The organism is Xanthomonas sp. NCPPB 3959 (assembly GCF_056675575.1).
In genome coordinates, this window is record NZ_JBWWVR010000011.1 from 99,107 (window position 1) to 115,543 (window position 16,437).

Consider the following 16,437-nt stretch of genomic DNA (forward strand, 5'->3'; position numbering starts at 1 on the left):
TTGGGCCAGGGGCATCCGCCCCCAGCCCACGGTTGGCATCAACGAACGTCGGGGATCGGCGTTACCCGAATGAGGAACGGCTCGTTGTTCTCCCCGCACGCCACTTCCGAGCGGTGCCCGGTCAACGCCCCGCGGCGATGCAGCTCCTCGGCCGGGATCGGGCACACCCTAAGGTCCCCGCCTTCAAAGCGAATCGTCAGCTGGTTTTTCGAGGCCTTGAGCAGCGCCGCCAACTTGTCCAGGGTGACGGCCGTCTTCGGATTGCTGCCCTGCATGTCCTCGGGGTTGTAGCGAATGGTCAACGCGTTCAGGGCCTCGGTCTGGCCGTCCTCGGTGGCCACCGTCTTGGTCTGCACCTGGGCATCCAATCCCGCCGCCTTGGCCGCTTCGGCCACTTCCTTGGCCTCGTTGAGCTGAGCTCGATAGGACGCAATGCCGCCCACCACGGCACCCGCCGCGGCACCCGCCGCGCAAGCGGTCAGGGCTTTGTCTTTCTTGCCAGTCAACAACGCAATGCCTGCGCCGGCCGCGCATCCAATGCCACCTGCCTTGAACAGTCGCAGCTTGTTGGTCTTTTGCCGCTCGGGCGGTGTGGTGTCCTGTGCAAGCGCGAGACCTGGGGCCAGCAGAGCCGCGATGGTGAGGGTGAGAGCGAAACGTTTCATGTAGACCTCCTTGAGGCAGTGGGGAAAGAGTTAGGGCTTCGGTGGAAGGAACGCTGCAGCGCTGCGGCTGGACGGCTTAGGAGCCGGCTGCTTGGTATCCGGTTCGGGCTGGGCCAGGAACTGGCTGAAGGCCTGGAGGGTTTTCGTCACCAAGTCCTCGTTCGCTTGGAGCACAGCGGCGACTTCAACCCGCATGTCGGCAAGTGCGCTTTCCAATGTCATGGCATTGCGCGCTTCGGATTCGCGAGCCGTGGCTCGAATCTCGTTGAGTGTGTCCGTCGCTTCCAACCCTTGGAGAACGCCTCGGGTTTTTTCGATGACCGCCAGGCGCAGGAATTTGTTTAGTGAAACGCCCTGCTCTTTGGCGCAATACCGGGCGCGCTCCAGTTCATCGCTGGCGATGTTGAACGACTTGGTTAAAAGCGACTGGCGAACCACTTACCCTCCTGCATTGAAAACCCATGCACCATGGATTAGCAGAGGATTTGATAAGCGCAAGCGGGCCACGTCAGAAAACTTTGACTCTGCTGGTTCTCCAGCATTTTCCAGCCGATCTCCTGGCCAAGTTGTTAGCCAAGACGTAAATCAAGGCGCAGCAAGGCGTTTATGGGTGGAAACGCCCAGCGTTTCTAGCCAAGTCGGAACTCACCAGAGGTGCGACTTGTGTATGCCCCACTCCCTTCACCCTTCGGAAAACCTTTAACGGTGAATGGGGAGACAAATCGGTTCCTCGCAATCGCCTCCCAGTTTTCGCTCCACCGCTCTTGCCCTTCCGCTTTTCCCCGGTAGTTGTATGAGAAAGCCCATCACTCATAGCAACCCGGAGACCCCAATGCCCCTCGCCCCCGCTTCACTCCATCGCACCAAACCGTTCCGCTTCACCCCTGCAACCCATCCAGCGCAGCACCCCGTCATCCTCTTCTCCGACGATCAGCCCCCCGCCTCTTTCCGTATCAGCAACACCGATAGCCCCCATGTCCCCGCCCCACCTGTCACCCCTGTTTCCGTTGAGCGATTCCTTTGGTTCTGGCTGGCGTGTGCTGGAGTTCTACAGTGCTGCTCGGGTGTTCGGAAAGCCCTGACTCCATCCGTTTTAGTCAACTCTTCATGGGGGTTCGGGTGGTCGAGTGCTGGGGTTTCGGCGCTCTGCTTGGGTGCCCTGAAAGCGTTGACACAAGCCGTTTTAGTCAAGCGGCCTGTCCTTGCTTCCGTTCGCTGCACCTCGGCCTTCGATCAGCGTGTTGAGGTCCAGTGCTGGCCTGGGACCGGATCAGCGAAGCGGGCTCTTGGTTTTTGTTGGGCGGTTGCTGGGGGCGTTCGACAGGCTCGGCAAAGCGTTTTAGTCAAATCTTTTTCAGGCTCCTGCAGTGCACCTCTGCAGCTGTTCTGCGTTCTGGGTGCTGGGTCTGCGTTGAACGGATTGGGGGCTTCCCATGCTTGAGTTGACCCCGTTCTTGGATGCCATCGCCCGAGCCGATGCCCCGCTGGAAGGCAAGGCCAATGGGTGGCAACGCAAAGCGGGCTTGGCGGAGTTCGGCAACGCCTGCGCCTTCTGCTCCGCTCCGCTGGACCTGTCCTCTCCCAAGTCCTGGACGGCTACGTCGCTGGTCCCCGCGCAACTGGGCGGCCCCGCTGGCGTGGTGGAGAACTGGGTGCCTGCCTGCCGGCCCTGCGCTGCTGCCAAGGGCCTGCGCGATGTCGTGAGTTGGTCAAAATGGCAAGCGAAGGCAGACCCTGACCGGGTGGCCCTGCTGCTGGAGCGTCGGCGTGCGGCGTTGCTTTATGCCGAAAACCACCTGACGCCGCTTTCCCGCCACGCGACACGCGAGCGAGTGGTGGCCCACCTGGCTGGACGTTTCCAAAGCCCCCGGTTCCGCGTCCACGCCTGGTCTGGAGTGATCAATGGGGCGCGCGTGTGCTTGGTGGGCTGGAGCACCCGAGCGGGTGATCCCGTCGCTCTGGGTGAGAGCCTCTTGGCGTTGCGCTTCGGAGATGGCGGCGAGGTTCTGGTCGAGGGCCAGACCACCCTGGTTCGGGTGCCAGCGGAAGGCTTCTTAGATGCCGTGTGGCGGCTCATTGAGGCGCACGGGATCATCGTGCCGCTGAACCTGCCGGGCGAGGCTCCGATGGATGCTACCGACTGGCGGGAGTGCTGGCGGCACCACGTCCAGGATCCCGTGAGCAACCACAAGCGGGTGCCGATGATTGGCGGGCCGGCGCCGCCTCATGCGCTCCGAGTGCCGTCCACCAGCCCGGATTCGGTTCGCCGGCTTGGCCAGCTGCGTGCCGCGAAACGGGCCGACAAGCTGGAAGAAGCGGAACATCGCTACCGGGAGGCAATGGCCCGGAAGGTCAAATACCTAGAACGCGTGAAGCGCGGCATGGAGCCAGCGATGCCTCTCGAGGACTACCGGGCGTGGAGCGATGAGGTGCGGCAGCTGGGGGGTGACTGGGCGCGGCTGGTGAATGAGCAACGAGCCATTGACGCTTCTACGCGATGAAGCGCAGTATCAGCTTCCTGAACATGGAGCGAGAGCGATAGATGGACCTTGCAATGGTTGAACAAATCTCCTTGAGGGATCGAAGCTACAGGCCGGTTGCTGCCGCTATGCGCGTGCTTGCTCCTCACTTCACCTCACCCTGGAAGCTATGGGCTCAACCGTATGGCGGGAACGGAGCTTCCAGTCTATTCAAACTTCACTTTAAACACGAAGGCAGGGATGATTCGAACTATCCATCAGCAATGGTGCTTGATGTCGATCCAACCGTGATTGAGATACCCAACGTCATTCTTCCTGACCATTTGCGCCACCAAGCCTTGATGTATCGCGCCCTAGAACAGGTCGTGCTTGTTGCGGAGGAAGATGGTCAACACGTTGTTGTTTCGGACTGTGTTGATCGCTATAAGCGAAGCCTTCTCGCCAGAGGAGCCACCCAGACGCCCAACGTCGCTGACGCCGTTGTTCTCCACCTTGAAATGGATTTCGGCCTGTCAAAAATGAGTGCCCAGCCAAAAGCCTGATGGCTTACGCTGAACCTGCTACTGCTCATCTTTCAGAGAACCCCCCCGCATAGGGCGAGTTCTTCACCAGGTGCCGGTTCCAATCCGGCGGCCCATCGGTCCACCACACCGGCCCCGTTCGCCCAGGCCTCTCTTCGCGCTGTCCACGGCACGCCGGGCGGCGGCCAGTGCCTCCTCGTCCCCGTTGGACTTCGCTGACTTCACGGCCCGCCGCGCGTCCATCAACTCGTGGACCAGGCGTTCCCTTTCCGGCCCGCTTAGGCCAGGGTTCGTGGCTCGCCAGAGCCTCCCCCCCTCACGATGAGGTAGCCAGCCGTGTAGTGTTAGCAACGCCACCTAAAAACCCGGAATACAGCGTTCGCTGATGGGACTAGAGCCTACGCGTGTTGATGTTTCGGATTTCCGTAAGCGCATCATTCCAGCCATCCGAATAGCCACCTCGAGCCCGCTGGTTCGCGCTAGAAATGTCAGGCTTTTCTGGGAACTTGATCGCATCAATTGGACGCTCCTCAGAACTAACGTGTTGCGTATGCTCTTCAAGTTGAATGCGTCCTATAAGAGCTCTGAAACGCTCCCATACAGCTATAGGAATGAATGCTCTTTCCGCAGGAATCGAGTTCCCTGATTTATAAAAAGGGTCGATCTCGTTAAGCAGCTTAATCAACTCGTCGTATATAACCTGATTACTCATCTACCGCTCCATGATGATACGTCACCTGAGATTATCAGATCGGCAAGTGGCTTCCCCAAGCGCATGTGCGCCGGCCCTAGCCGCTGGATCGCATCGAAGCGGAGCTTGTAGTCCTCTACCTCCCAGAGCCAGGCCTCCTGGACCTCGTAGCCAGGGTTGTAGAGGATCCAAACCAGCCGGTCCCAGTCGTAGTTTCTGGGCTTGGGAACCCAAGTCACCGCGCTCCCTTTCTTCCCACTCGGCCGGTTCCCCTTCACCTGGTAGCGCAAGCCTCGGTAGACGAAGTCGTAGCCCCGTTGAACTGCCGTTGCAGCCCTCATGCTTGTGGAGTAATCGGCCAGGGGACAGCCCAGGAGCACGGCAGCATCATGCTCGGACAGAGCCGATGTGATGGATGGGGCATTGCCGAATGCCCTTTCCCAGGTCAAGGTAATTTCTACCAACTGTCGTCGAAGATCTTCCAAGATTGATGCTCCTTTCGAATATTCTAAACGTGCTTTGCCAAGCACATTGAAGCAATAGCTCAGCATTCCAATCGCACATGAGCGCGCTTCGACCGTTCACCTATTCTGGTCCAGGCACCGGTCCACCAACTGCCGTAGGGCCTCGGCGAGCGAGATCCCCGCTGCTCAGGCATCGGAAACGAACGGCTCACCCACCTCATCAAGCACACGGAGATCCGACTATGCGGCGGTGTGGCGCTCGCCATGGCCACCATTCCGCGTCGGCCTAGAGCTGGCTTTAATCGGCGGCCCGGCCCTGCCTCGCGCTCCCCCTCGGCCGTTGAAATACCTCGTCCCGATGGATTTGGAGGTAGTGCTTCAACACATCACCGGGCAAGCTTCTCAGACGCGCCTGTGCAGGAATGAGCCTTTTTGCAATGAGTTCTTCTTCTATGAAAGCGTCAGCAAAAAGCGCACGACCATCGTCGTTGAAGGTCATCAAGCCCGAATCGAACAGCGCATCAAGGGTCGCCACAAGCGGCAGCCCATTGTCAGGATCCAGACGTGGATCCGGCGCGCCCGGTAGCGACTGATTGGCTTTCACCACGTATGCCCACGGCTGAACATGCGAGGCGCGAAGCAATGGCTCCACTGTGCACCCAGTGACGGCACAGCGCCGGCCCCAGCGATCAAGCACCTCCTGCCGAAACTTTCCTTGACCTATCCGCGCATTGATCAGTTGCTCTCGCGTGGTAATGGATGGTTCTGAAGAAAGCTGCTGAAGTTCCAGCAATAGAAGGAGGCCTTGCTCATTGTGGCCATCGTCCGAAAGGTAGTCAGATGGCATCAACGACTCGCCTTTGATCCAGCTTTCGTAAAGATCCTCGTGTTCTTTCTTCAACCAGCTGCCAAGCCGTTTCATTTTTGATGCGAATACTGAGCTCGTTTTCGCAAGAGCTTCCAGAGGGTAGACCTCTTGCTTGATCAAATCGTTCCAGTTTCCCGCATCAAAAAACGCCTGGAGCACTTGACGTCCGCTTTTCTGAGACTTGGCAAACCCCAGCACATGGCTGTTACGAACTTTTCTGACTACCAGCAGCGGATTTCCTTTCCATGCGTCAACGGCTTTCCTGCCCAGAATAAGCGTGGGGTTCCGCATGCCTGCATACGTGGCCATATAGGCATCCAACGGGCCCAGCACCCGCCTCACCTCAGCCAATGCCCTATCGAGCCCAGCCGCCTCTTCGGGTGACATTCCCAGTGCAACAACCGCAGGTTCATTGCTGATGAGCATCTTCCATTGCCTCTGCTAAATTTAAAGACACCCCCATCTGAGGGGCTCGATCGCCTACTACGGCCATTGCGTAGAGGGATCAGCGAGTTTTTCGACTTTTTGCGACGATGGCCTTCCGCACCTGCTTGCGCACCGGGTCCAGGTCATCGGCCGCTGTTGTGACCACCAAGCGCCGCTTGCTCTTTTTGAGCTCCTGGCAGGCCCAGGAAGCCAACGCGATGATCGCTGTGGTAACGATAGGCTGCTCTTCACCGGTGACATCCTGAATCTGCTCGCGGAGCTTCGGCGGCACGGTGACCATCGTTCGCTCCACCCGCGCCCCGTTCTCGTCGCGGTAGTCGAACATGGTGGAATCGCGGCCAACCTCCAGGTGGACCTTCTGCCCCGACCGGGTGTAGGGCGCCTCTTCTTCGAAGTCGAAATACGTTCTGCGACCCGAAGCATCGCCGGCGGCCACCATCAGCTCGGCCAGCTCCTCTTCGGAGAACTGCCTCAGGTTGATGAGTGGCGCGTATTCCCGCTTCGGCTTGGAGTGCACCACCTTGGCGGCGGTTGCCAGGTTCTTGCGGGCAGGCACCTTCTTGGAAGTAGCTTTCTGGGTGGGGGACTTCTTGGCGGCCATAAGGTCAGGCAGGGGCAGCAGTGGGAGCTCCATCATGCCTGCCCTCCTGCCGGGTTGGCTAACCTTTTTTGGATAGCCTCACCTACCCTCAAAATGTCCTCCCGCGCCTTTTCCACGCCTGCGCCCCTCATGCTAAAAACCGTTTCGCCCAGCTCGTAGTAGCTGGCCAAGGCCGCACGCTCGGGGATGACGATGGCCCCGGCCAGGCTGGGGTCTTCCAGCCTGCGGCGGTGCTCCGCGCGCCTCAGGTTGACCCGGTTGGCGACAGGCAAGAACGCCTTGCCCTGCTTCTGTAGCGTGTCGATGGTCCGCAGATAAACGACATAGCTTCCGCCGTCTAGTAGGGTTGGGACGATGTAGAGATCCGCATCCGGCAGCTGATCTTTGACCGGGGCGCTGGGCGGCAGGTCCTGAATCTCAAGGTCAAACCCTGGGGAGGAGGAACGACCGACGGTGAACGGCGTTTCGTCAGAGAGCGCGGCCCATGCGACGGAACCGCATTGCGGGTCACGGTCGTTGACCAGCACGCGGGATTGGCCGGCGAACGCCGCCGCGAGATTGAGTGAAAGCGTGGTGCGTCCTACGCCCCCTTTGAAGCAGCAAACAACCAGTCGCATCGCGCGGATTCCTTTTATGAGTAGGTTATGCAACACACTACGATGCAAACCTATTCCCGCAAGCGCTGTGCAGCTAGTGGAGTGTTGTCATCCAGACGTCTGGGGTTCAGCGCCACCAGGGCCTGGCGGAAGCCGTGGCCCTCCCTGGCCTTTCTTCCCCTACGTTCTTCGGCGGCGAGCAGCCGCCGGCACCTGCGTCATGCGAGCTCTGCACGGTGGCGGTGGGATCCAACGTAGGCCGGATGATGGCGATGAAGTGCAGTGTTCATCCAGTCCCCGGCTTGCTGTTGCGCAAACCAGCTCTGCATAGCAGGAGCGAGAACACCCTCGCAGACTTCAGCCAGCGCCTTGCCATCGGCTACACGGCGCTGTTCCAGCTTTCCAAGGTGGTTCCTCTTAACGACGAACCGCTCACCGATCCGCACCAGGGGATTGGCTCCCGCATCCAGAAGCGCTGCAACCATGGCCGCATACCGGCCTGCTCGGTGGCGGTCTGATTTGAGCACGTTGGCATACATGACCGCGGCCACCGCCAAGGGGGTGATACCCGGGTCACCGACCACGCCGGCATCCAGGTCCGGGGTTCCTTGGAGCGCGCGCAACCAGCCGTAGAAGGCGATCGCATCGTTCGTTTGGATGGCCCGGATGAGGTTCTCGGTTGAGGCGCTCATGCGAACCGCTCCCGTTCGTTCTTCCAGCGGCGCTCGGCGCGGGCTTTGGCGGCCAAACGGACGACGCGCTGCCGCTTGTTGACCAGACGGTCCAAGCCGTTTGAACGATCGCACGTCAGGCTGGGGGTCAGGAGCTGAAACGACGCCACATCAGTGATCGCGTCGATGGAGCTCATCGTAAATACCTTCATGGTGCATCCTTTTTATGAGTTGGTCGATTTACCCATTAAACCGACTCAACCCATGCAACCATGCACACAACGATTGTCAACCCACTGATTTGAAAGATATTTGACTAAAAACATCCAATCGCGGGAGGGACTTGCCAAATCCGTCTCCTGTCACATGCTGGACAGCATGAACACAGTCTCTTTCCAGCGCCGTCGCCCCTTCCTTCCCCACGGTTTTGCCCTGGTAGAACTGCTCATCGCGCTGGGCGCAAGCGCAGCCATAGGAGCGGCAGCTCTGATCTTCTATCCCCGGGTTCAAACGCGCGTGTTTGTAGCAACGGACGTGGAGAACTTGCGCGCCTTGTCCAGCGCGATAGACCGGTCCTACGGCGTCATTGGCACCTATCGAAACGTCAGTGCGTCAAGCGTGGTGGAGGACAACCTGGCCCCCACTGATTTCCGGAAAGCGTCGTCTGTGTCGGCGCTGACCAACGCTTGGGGCGGGCCCATCGCCATCACACCGACTACCGTTCGACGCTTTGGAGACAGCTACACAGTGGCATTCACCGGCGTGCCTCGCCGCGCCTGCGTGCCCTTCCTTTCGACGATGGCCGGTGATCCCACCGTGCTGGACGTGATCGTGGACAACACCAGTGCGAAGCGAAACACGGGCGGGCAGCTGGACGTGCCAACGCTGGCGGCCGCGTGTGAGGAAGGAGGCCAGCGACTGGAGGTGCTTTATTATTCCGGCCTGGCCGGCGGTGGCTCTGTGGCCGCCCTTATTGATCTACCCGTTCCACCGGCCCGTTCTTCCCTTGATCCCCCGCAGGCGATGCCGGTTGGTCCGATTGGCTCGGCGCCAGACGTGGGCGATGCGTTGCCAGGCGCACCCGGCGCTCCTTTGCCCGGCATGTCGCCTCCGGCTCCTCCTGCAGTCCCAGCCCTGCCCCCGGCCGCGTCGACTCCCTTGGTGCCGCAGCCCTCGCCCATTGGCCTTCCCTACCCGCTGCCACCGGCCTTGGTGCCTTGCAAGCAGGCAGAGGCACAGACGCAGACGAGCACGTGCCCGGCGGGAACGTGGGGGACGGAAACGCTACGGACCCGGACCGTTTGTTCGGACGAAGGCGTCGATCCCAACACCGACGCGGCGTGGGCGCATCCGGAAGCGTGGGTCAGCCCTGTTGTGGTGACGGCAACGATTGCCAGCAGCTGCCAGGCATGCCCCACCAAAGAGCGGCAAACGCAGGCCCAGTGGGTCACCCGCACGGGGTTATGCCCTTTCGGGATGACCGGAAACGTGTCGCAGGACTGGGAGCAGGTCCATTCGCGGGATATCACCTACGCGTGCCCTGCTGGACGCACCACGGCACCATCGCCCACCGTCGGCGGATGGTCCGCCTGGTCGGATACCGGCAACCGGCGCAATCCGGTCAATACGTGCGTTCCCACAACCCCGCGGTGCAGTGACGGAAGCCTACAGGTTGCGGCGTGGTATTCCTCAGATTATGTGGATCTTCCACCTGCGTCGGGGTCTTCAGCGAACCAATACTGGTATCCAGACGCAGTGGTTCGTTTGACTCCATCGGAGAGTGCACGGCTGCAATGGGCATTGAACAACGTTCCGGTGACCCGCGTGGAGACCCCTGCCCCGATACCAGGGAACTGGCCGGCGAACGTCAGCGAGTCAGCGAGCTACGCAGAGCAGTGCAACGCGTTGGGAGACGTTGGAAACATCACCTACGCCTATTCCTACGACTTCGAATGCGTGTCCAACATGGGCATGCACTACTGCGACTACAACTCGAGCGGTGGGGGCACTTCCATGGCGGTTTGTCGCCAGGCCTGCGCCTCAGACTTGGTTGGGAAAACAAACAATCCCTACCACTGGGAGTGGCCGAGCACCGCGATGGTTTCTTCCATCCCCTCCGTTACGTGCACGGGTCAGCCAGGGTGCACGCCCAACGGCGGGTATGGGAGCCAAGCTGGATTGCCTGCATGCACTGAGAGCAACGTGGGCCAAGCCATCGCTTACCGCTGGTATCGGCAGTTCTACAGCCCACCAAGGATCGGAGTGCAAGAGTTTAGTGTCACCTGCCGAGGGCCAGCGCCCTGAGAGGCTGATGCTGCCGCTTGCCCAGCTTCCGGATTCAGATGAGCATGATACCTCTGTGCCCCAACTCCAAGGCCTGCCAGTGCTAACCGGAATGCTGCTGCGCTCCTATTTCTCGCTACATCATGCGCAAATGGCGGCTTATCACGCGCGAATGTCTCGGAATTTGGACCTAGATGGGACGGAGGAAATGGCGATCGCGCTCGAGGCTCACGTATCCGCTGCCGTTATCTCTGCTGGGGCATTCATCGACGCCACTGCCAACGAGGTCGCCGAGAACGACGCGCACCCTCGAAACCGCGCCAAGGGTGTTCCTGCGTCTTTGTTGCGGCTCAATGAGTTGCTGGAGGACGCCAATGCTCAGCAGCTCGACTACACCGATCCCCTTTGGATGGACGCCCAGACCGTCATCGACCTTCGAAACCGCCTCATCCACTACAAGCACGACTGGCTGGATGCAGGCACTGAAAACATGGTGGGTGAAAACCGCCTCTATGGCAGCCCGCTCCAGTCACGGCTGGAGGCGGCTTTCGAGTTCCTGCCTACAACAGTGCATTACATCCCCAGGTTTCTGTCGCCCGATTGTGCGGCATGGGCAATCAACTCAGCCACCGCATTCCTCGACGAGTTCTTTGCAAGGCTTGGGCGCACAGCCCACCACGATCACCTGCGGCACCGTATTGAGGTAGAGCGGCCGTAGTCGATCTCATCCCCGCTGAAAACCGCCCCTTATCAGTCGCGTGAGGAATGAGGCATCAGAGCGCCGGAACAGCGGTGCGATCCCACGCCCGCTTCGCCCAGCCGGCCACCACGGCCATTACAACCAACACCGGCAATCCGTAGAGGAAGGCTCCGTAAAAAGCGTAGTTGGCAAACGTCCCATAGAGCGGGTCGTCCATCAACCGCATGCCGAGCCACGCCGCCGACATCACCAAGCCGCCGCCCAGCAACGTGCCAACCGCCGCCCCCTCCAGGAAGCTACGGTTCCGGAACGTCGGCACACGACCGGTTTGGACGTGCCAGCCCCAAAGCCGCTGGGCTCGAACGTGGAGCGCTAGGCAGAAGGCCAAGAAAGCAAACATGCCCGCTCCGGGAATGCAGCAGACCAGGCCAACGAAGAAATCACGCTTCATCACCTCCAAGCCCGCGGCCAGGGCCAGCAAGCCCAGGGGACCGAGAATGATCATGGGCAGGATCATCTGCGACGGACCCGGAGGAGCCATCATGCGATGGTGCGGTGCGTAGTTGCTCATCGTTCTCTCCCCCTGATGTAGATGGCTGCACGCTTGATCGAAAGACGCATGCAGTCAATTCCCCCGCCCCAGACGTTCAGCCTGCAGACGTCCCTTCGTCCTTCACTTCAACCGGCTCCCAGCCCTCGCCTTGCGGCCGGAAAGTGACGTGCATCTTCACCTTCATGTTCTTTCCTTCCTGGCTCGTGGGCTGCCCTCCCAAGTGGCCCAAGGCGGTGACGGTCCCCGACACGTCGCAAGCGTGGTCGCCATTGGGCTTCTTCTCGCATTTCAGCGACAGATCGCCTGCGTCGGTCACCTCAAAGCGCCATGTCCGCTGCAGCGTCGCTTCCTTGCCTTGCTGGGTGAAGTAAGCCTCCACCGCTTTGACGGCGTCTTGGTTCGTTGGTCCCTTGTCTCCCGAACACCCCGCCAAGGCCAACACGGTGAGCGCTGCGAAAACCTTCATCTCTCGGCTCATTTCATGCGTCCTTGTCTTTGGAGGGAGTGATGCCGATGACTTGGTTCTTGTAGCCGATCTCCAACCGGTCGATCTGGAGAACAATGTCAGGAATGCCGTTGGGTTGGAGGCCGCCCCTCAGCGCCTTGAAAAAGATTCGGTCCCCGGTGGCATCGCGCCCCACCCGTCGCAACTCGACTGCATCTTCCGGCTTCAGGCGCAATGCAGCGTGGTAGCGCCCGCCGTGCTCGACCCCAACCACCGCGTTGCCCTTTCCCAGCGGAGAAGGACCGATGACAGACACTGGCAAAAACTCCGGAGATCGGGGATACCAGTTCTGGTTCATTACCAGCACGTAGGCGTGAAGGATGTTGGTCTTGGGGTCGATCTCTACGTCGAGATAGGGCCTCAGGTAGAACGCATCGGTGGAGGCAATCTGCTGGGCCTTGGCCTCAAAACCGGACGCCGGATCGCCCCGCTCCCCCACGCGCTGGAATTGGTGTCCCCACGATTCAATACAGCGGCTGCGCGTGGCCGGTGTCATGGCAACGCCCGCCTTAGCTTGGGTAAAGAGGTCGTCCTCGCACATGCCGAAGCCGCCCGAGGCCGTGGCCGCCAAGCCCCACCGGATGCGGGTGTAGCCATCCACAACCGGGGGATCGCCGTCGTCCCAATACGTGCCTGCAGGCTCCAAGTAACGCTTCGTCGCCGGCGCGGACACCGCGTCTTTGCTTGCCTGCAGCACGCCCTTGCCGATCCTTCCCAATAAACCGTCTTGGGCTTCAACGTTCCCGCTCGTCAACGCCAAGGCTATCGCCACACCTCCGATCCACTGCTTCATGCACGCCCCCCTGTGTGTCCGGCCGCCCTGGCCATATTTGCCATTTTGGCAAATGCAGTGCAGCATTGGAAGCGGCAGACTGTGGGGTCGTTATGGATCCGTTGATCTCCCATGCCTGCTCCTCTCGCCCCTGCTCATCCGTTCGGTCGTCGCTTACGCGAGGCCCGGCTTGCCAAGGGGCTGACACAAGCGGACCTGGGGGCCGTGCTTGGGTTGGACGAGGAGAACTCCGCTGCCCCCAGAATTTCTCGTTACGAGAGAGGCGATCGGGTGCCGGATCCTGCAAGCATGGAAAAGCTGGCCGAAGCTCTGGGTCTTCCAGTGGCCTATTTTCATGCTGCCAACGATTTGATGGCCGAGACGCTGCTGGTGATGTCTCGCTTGAACCCCGACCAGCAACGTGAGTTGCTGGAGAAGGTCAGAGCCTACGCGCTCAGCAATGGCGTAGATGTCGATCCGACTCCCGAGTAGCGGCATTCATCGGCCCCAAGGAAGAGCCCTCATGTTGAATCGTTTGAAGCACTTGTGGTCCCAGCGACGCCCACCGCGCCCCATGGCTCCTGAGCAGATGCAGGCCCTGGTGGAAATCAACTTGTTGGAAATCCAGTTGGCCACGTTGGACAGCCGTCGGACCCGGGCGGCGTTTAACGAGGCAGTGAGCACTCGAATTCGCGCCTGGCTGGCCACCCTCCGGCGTCAGGGCCTGAACGTTTCCCACGACTGGGCCAAGTTGAAGGCAGAAGCCCGGGCATTGAATCGCGAGCTGGCACCTATCCTCCATGCGACAACTCCTGCTTCCTTCCCCGAATCACTCGACGGACTGAGCCCTTCTCCTCCGCCGAAGGCATGTCCTGACGCCAACGACGGACGCCCACTTGCCCCGTGCCTTGACCAGCGTCACCATTGAATGAGGGGGAGGGGGCCTTCCTGGCTCACCGCCGAACACAGGGGATGTGATCCATGGCGAAGAAGGACGGGGCCACTGCGCCCACGGCGCTGGAAGATTGGTTGAATGGCCGCCCAAGCTGGCTACGCATGGCGGCGGCCATCCTCATCGAGCACCGTCACGTGCCGACGGAAGAAGAGATGGAGGCCCTGGCTGCCCATTGCCTGGCAGAAGCAGCCAACACGCTGGACGCGCCACACCCGCCATTGACGCCTGGGACCATCTTGGGAACGCCATCGGCGGCAGATCTTCGCATCGATTCGGTCTCAACCATCCGCGGCGTCAATGCCATCGGGGAAGACGCCACCTTGGATCTTAGCCAGGGGCAGATGACCGTGGTCTACGGGCCCAACGGAGCCGGAAAATCGGGCTACGCGCGCTTGATGAAACACGTCTGCGGGGCACGGGCCAAGGGATCCATCCACGGGAACGTGTTCAAGCAGGGCTCTGCAGCCGCTTCCGCCCTCATCAAGATCACAGCGACGCGGGCCGACGGCACCACTGCGTCTGCCGATCTCGGATGGGAAGAGGCACACGGCCCCCATCCGAAGCTAAAAGCGGTCCCGGTCTTTGATTCGGCTACGGCGCTGGAGTTCGGGGACACCGCCACCACCGCCACCCACCTTCCACGCGCCATGCGGTTTGTGGGCATGCTCATCCAGATTTCCGATGGCATTGCCATTCGACTGAAGGCCCGCGCAGCCAAGCTCACCAGCAGCCTGCCCCTCATCCCGGCGGAGCATTCCCAAAGCAGCGCTGCCACCTTGCTACGCAAGCTGACAGCGAAACTGACCGAGGACGATGTCAACAAGGCTTGCGCCTTCCCGTCCGCCTTGGATGAAGAGCGATTGGCGTTGGAGACGGCGCTGGCACAGGCCAATCCAGAAGTGGCCCACGCCAAGGCTGTCGGGGAGCTGGAGCGCCTGTCGCAGATGGCCACGAGCCTCTCGGCGCTGAAAGACAACCTGAGCGATGGGAAGGTCAAAGCGCTTACAGAGGCGCGCACCGCTGCGGAGGTCAAACGCCAAGCCGCCACAGCCTACGCCACGGCCTTCCTCAACGGTCTGCCGCTGGAGGGGGTCGGGGAGAAGGTGTGGCGAAGCCTTTGGGAGGCAGCCAAGGCGTATTCGACCGGTCACGCCTACCCTGCCCACCCCTTCCCGCACGTCGGTGAGGGGGCCTGTTGTGTCCTTTGCCAGCAACCGTTGGGCGACGACGGCAAGGCACGGCTGGCCAGCTTTGAGCACTACCTCAACGACACGCTGCAGACGGAAGCAAAGTCAGCAGAAGACGCCTTAGAGGCGTTGAAGAAAGCGCTGCCGGCCCCCCTCGCCGATGTTGCTTGGCAAGCCCAGTGCGCTGCCATTGGTCTGGAAACCGAGCAAGCCACGCAGCTTCTCAAAGCCATCCATGCAAGGTTGAAAGCCATGACCGAGGCCACGGCGGCTCCGGCGGTGGAGTGGTCGGTGTGGACCAACGCCTATGATCAGAAGGTCAAGTCGACGACCGCAGAGCGCAATGCCTTGGCGGTCCTGCTGGACCCCAAGGGCCGTGCGGAGAAGGAAGCCCGCCTTCGCGAGCTGAAGGCTCGACAATGGCTGGCCGGCCAGCGCGACGCGGTTTGGGCCGATGTGGTTCGCCTCAAGCGCGTGGCAACGGTGGAAACCGCCGTTCGATCCACATCGACCAATCAGCTGACGTCCAAGAGCAACGATATTGGTGAGTCCGAGCTGGCCCAAGGCTACTGCGATCGATTCAATGCCGAGCTTCAGGCCTTGGGGGGCAACTTGCTTCCCGTCCGCATGGCCCACCGGGCCGTAGGCAAGGGCGCGTTCACCTTCTACATCGAACTCAAGGACGCGACCGGCGGGGTGAAAAACCGGGAGATCTTGAGCGAAGGCGAGCAACGCATCGTCACCTTGGCCGCGTTCCTGGCCGACGCGACGGGTCTTAAGCAAGGAATGCCGGTCATCTTCGACGATCCTATTTCCTCGTTGGATCAACGTTACGAGGAGACGGTGGCTAAACGCTTGGTGGACTTGGCCGAGCATCGTCAGGTGATCGTGTTCACGCACCGACTGTCGCTGATGGTCCTTCTCCAGAATGCCGCTGAACAACGGGCCAAGCTCGATCAGCCTGCGGTCAAGGTCTCGGTTGAATCGATCGCCCGCGATGGCAGCAGAACCGGCATGCCGGCGCAGATCAACACGTTCTCGCTCAAGCCCCAATCCGGCTTTGGCCAAATGGTCGGCAACATTGGGCAGCTCAAGAAGCTGGATGCGCCCTTGAAAGAACTCGCGTTGAAGGCAGCCTGCAGCAACTTCCGAATCCTGGTCGAGCGGTCCGTGGAAGACGACCTCTGTTCCGGCATCGTCAACCGCTACCGGCGCGAGATCAAAACACTCAACAAGCTCAAGCGGCTCAACGCCATCACCCCAGCGGACTGCGCGTTGATCGATGGGATGATGTCCAAGTATTCCGCGTTTGAGCACTCGCAACCCACGGACACCCCCAGTTGGCTCCCAGAGCCAGATGATTTATTGGCAGACGTGCAAGCGATGCTGGAGTGGACGAAGGAGTTCAACAAGCGCGCCGAAGCGGCGGCAAAAGGCAACCCGTAGACCCGGCTCATCCTCCGTGCGGCACCTCGTTC

General features: G+C 60.8%; 19 protein-coding genes and 1 pseudogene. 7 read left to right on the forward strand and 13 right to left on the reverse strand.

The window, feature by feature from the left end; translation table 11 throughout:
- Positions 1-38 precede the first annotated feature (38 nt).
- Positions 39-665, reverse strand: a complete 627-nt coding sequence (locus tag AC1KVG_RS14175) for a hypothetical protein (protein ID WP_481094820.1) — start codon at positions 663-665, stop codon at positions 39-41.
- A gap of 30 nt (positions 666-695) precedes the next feature.
- The gene (locus AC1KVG_RS14180) at positions 696-1,103 is read right to left on the reverse strand and encodes a hypothetical protein (RefSeq protein WP_481094821.1); all 408 of its coding nucleotides are present in this window, start codon (positions 1,101-1,103) and stop codon (positions 696-698) included.
- A gap of 995 nt (positions 1,104-2,098) precedes the next feature.
- Here AC1KVG_RS14180 and AC1KVG_RS14185 point away from each other — a divergent pair.
- Complete coding sequence (locus AC1KVG_RS14185; protein WP_481094822.1) at positions 2,099-3,166, forward strand: hypothetical protein; 1,068 nt, start codon at positions 2,099-2,101, stop codon at positions 3,164-3,166.
- Between the two features lie 53 nt (positions 3,167-3,219).
- Positions 3,220-3,687: a hypothetical protein gene (locus tag AC1KVG_RS14190; protein ID WP_481094823.1), complete on the forward strand. Its 468-nt coding sequence runs from the start codon at positions 3,220-3,222 to the stop codon at positions 3,685-3,687.
- Between the two features lie 25 nt (positions 3,688-3,712).
- Here the strand turns inward: AC1KVG_RS14190 and AC1KVG_RS14195 are convergent.
- The 8 genes and pseudogenes from AC1KVG_RS14195 to AC1KVG_RS14230 all read right to left on the reverse strand — a co-directional run bounded on the left by AC1KVG_RS14195 (position 3,713) and on the right by AC1KVG_RS14230 (position 8,216).
- Positions 3,713-3,989 (reverse strand): annotated as a pseudogene (locus tag AC1KVG_RS14195) (hypothetical protein).
- 68 nt (positions 3,990-4,057) lie between these two features.
- Positions 4,058-4,378, reverse strand: coding sequence for a hypothetical protein (locus tag AC1KVG_RS14200; RefSeq protein ID WP_481094824.1), 321 nt, complete (start codon positions 4,376-4,378; stop codon positions 4,058-4,060).
- The gene (locus AC1KVG_RS14205) at positions 4,375-4,842 is read right to left on the reverse strand and encodes a hypothetical protein (RefSeq protein WP_481094825.1); all 468 of its coding nucleotides are present in this window, start codon (positions 4,840-4,842) and stop codon (positions 4,375-4,377) included. The genes AC1KVG_RS14200 and AC1KVG_RS14205 overlap by 4 nt, the downstream gene beginning before the upstream one ends.
- A 277-nt stretch (positions 4,843-5,119) precedes the next feature.
- A complete protein-coding gene (locus AC1KVG_RS14210; protein WP_481094826.1) occupies positions 5,120-6,115 on the reverse strand; it encodes an HNH endonuclease in 996 nt (331 codons plus the stop codon).
- Positions 6,116-6,194: 79 nt separating this feature from the next.
- Positions 6,195-6,773, reverse strand: coding sequence for a hypothetical protein (locus AC1KVG_RS14215; protein WP_481094827.1), 579 nt, complete (start codon positions 6,771-6,773; stop codon positions 6,195-6,197).
- Positions 6,770-7,354: a ParA family protein gene (locus AC1KVG_RS14220; protein WP_481094828.1), complete on the reverse strand. Its 585-nt coding sequence runs from the start codon at positions 7,352-7,354 to the stop codon at positions 6,770-6,772. Before AC1KVG_RS14220 ends, AC1KVG_RS14215 begins: the two co-directional genes overlap by 4 nt.
- 197 nt (positions 7,355-7,551) lie before the next feature.
- Complete coding sequence (locus AC1KVG_RS14225) at positions 7,552-8,025, reverse strand: hypothetical protein (RefSeq protein ID WP_481094829.1); 474 nt, start codon at positions 8,023-8,025, stop codon at positions 7,552-7,554.
- Positions 8,022-8,216 carry a hypothetical protein gene (locus AC1KVG_RS14230; protein ID WP_180313345.1) on the reverse strand — a complete coding sequence of 65 codons (195 nt, stop codon included), beginning with the start codon at positions 8,214-8,216 and terminating at the stop codon, positions 8,022-8,024. Before AC1KVG_RS14230 ends, AC1KVG_RS14225 begins: the two co-directional genes overlap by 4 nt.
- 166 nt (positions 8,217-8,382) lie before the next feature.
- Between AC1KVG_RS14230 and AC1KVG_RS14235 the strand changes: the two genes are divergently transcribed.
- Both AC1KVG_RS14235 and AC1KVG_RS14240 read left to right on the forward strand, forming a co-directional pair.
- Positions 8,383-10,308, forward strand: coding sequence for a type 4 pilus major pilin (locus tag AC1KVG_RS14235; protein WP_481094830.1), 1,926 nt, complete (start codon positions 8,383-8,385; stop codon positions 10,306-10,308).
- Between the two features lie 7 nt (positions 10,309-10,315).
- Positions 10,316-11,005 carry a hypothetical protein gene (locus AC1KVG_RS14240; RefSeq protein WP_481094831.1) on the forward strand — a complete coding sequence of 230 codons (690 nt, stop codon included), beginning with the start codon at positions 10,316-10,318 and terminating at the stop codon, positions 11,003-11,005.
- Between the two features lie 55 nt (positions 11,006-11,060).
- Here the strand turns inward: AC1KVG_RS14240 and AC1KVG_RS14245 are convergent, their stop codons facing one another.
- From AC1KVG_RS14245 to AC1KVG_RS14255, 3 genes are all read right to left on the reverse strand, one after another.
- Positions 11,061-11,558: a hypothetical protein gene (locus tag AC1KVG_RS14245; protein ID WP_481094832.1), complete on the reverse strand. Its 498-nt coding sequence runs from the start codon at positions 11,556-11,558 to the stop codon at positions 11,061-11,063.
- Between the two features lie 76 nt (positions 11,559-11,634).
- The gene (locus AC1KVG_RS14250; protein WP_481094833.1) at positions 11,635-12,018 is read right to left on the reverse strand and encodes a hypothetical protein; all 384 of its coding nucleotides are present in this window, start codon (positions 12,016-12,018) and stop codon (positions 11,635-11,637) included.
- Between the two features lies 1 nt (position 12,019).
- Positions 12,020-12,838, reverse strand: a complete 819-nt coding sequence (locus AC1KVG_RS14255) for a hypothetical protein (RefSeq protein ID WP_481094834.1) — start codon at positions 12,836-12,838, stop codon at positions 12,020-12,022.
- A gap of 111 nt (positions 12,839-12,949) precedes the next feature.
- Here AC1KVG_RS14255 and AC1KVG_RS14260 point away from each other — a divergent pair, with 111 nt between their 5' ends.
- From AC1KVG_RS14260 to AC1KVG_RS14270, 3 genes are read left to right on the forward strand one after another with little or no spacing between them, the layout of a single operon-like run.
- A complete protein-coding gene (locus tag AC1KVG_RS14260) occupies positions 12,950-13,309 on the forward strand; it encodes a helix-turn-helix domain-containing protein (RefSeq protein WP_481094835.1) in 360 nt (119 codons plus the stop codon).
- Between the two features lie 31 nt (positions 13,310-13,340).
- Positions 13,341-13,745, forward strand: coding sequence for a hypothetical protein (locus tag AC1KVG_RS14265; RefSeq protein WP_481094836.1), 405 nt, complete (start codon positions 13,341-13,343; stop codon positions 13,743-13,745).
- A gap of 53 nt (positions 13,746-13,798) precedes the next feature.
- A complete protein-coding gene (locus AC1KVG_RS14270) occupies positions 13,799-16,405 on the forward strand; it encodes an AAA family ATPase (RefSeq protein WP_481094837.1) in 2,607 nt (868 codons plus the stop codon).
- Positions 16,406-16,437: the final 32 nt, after the last annotated feature.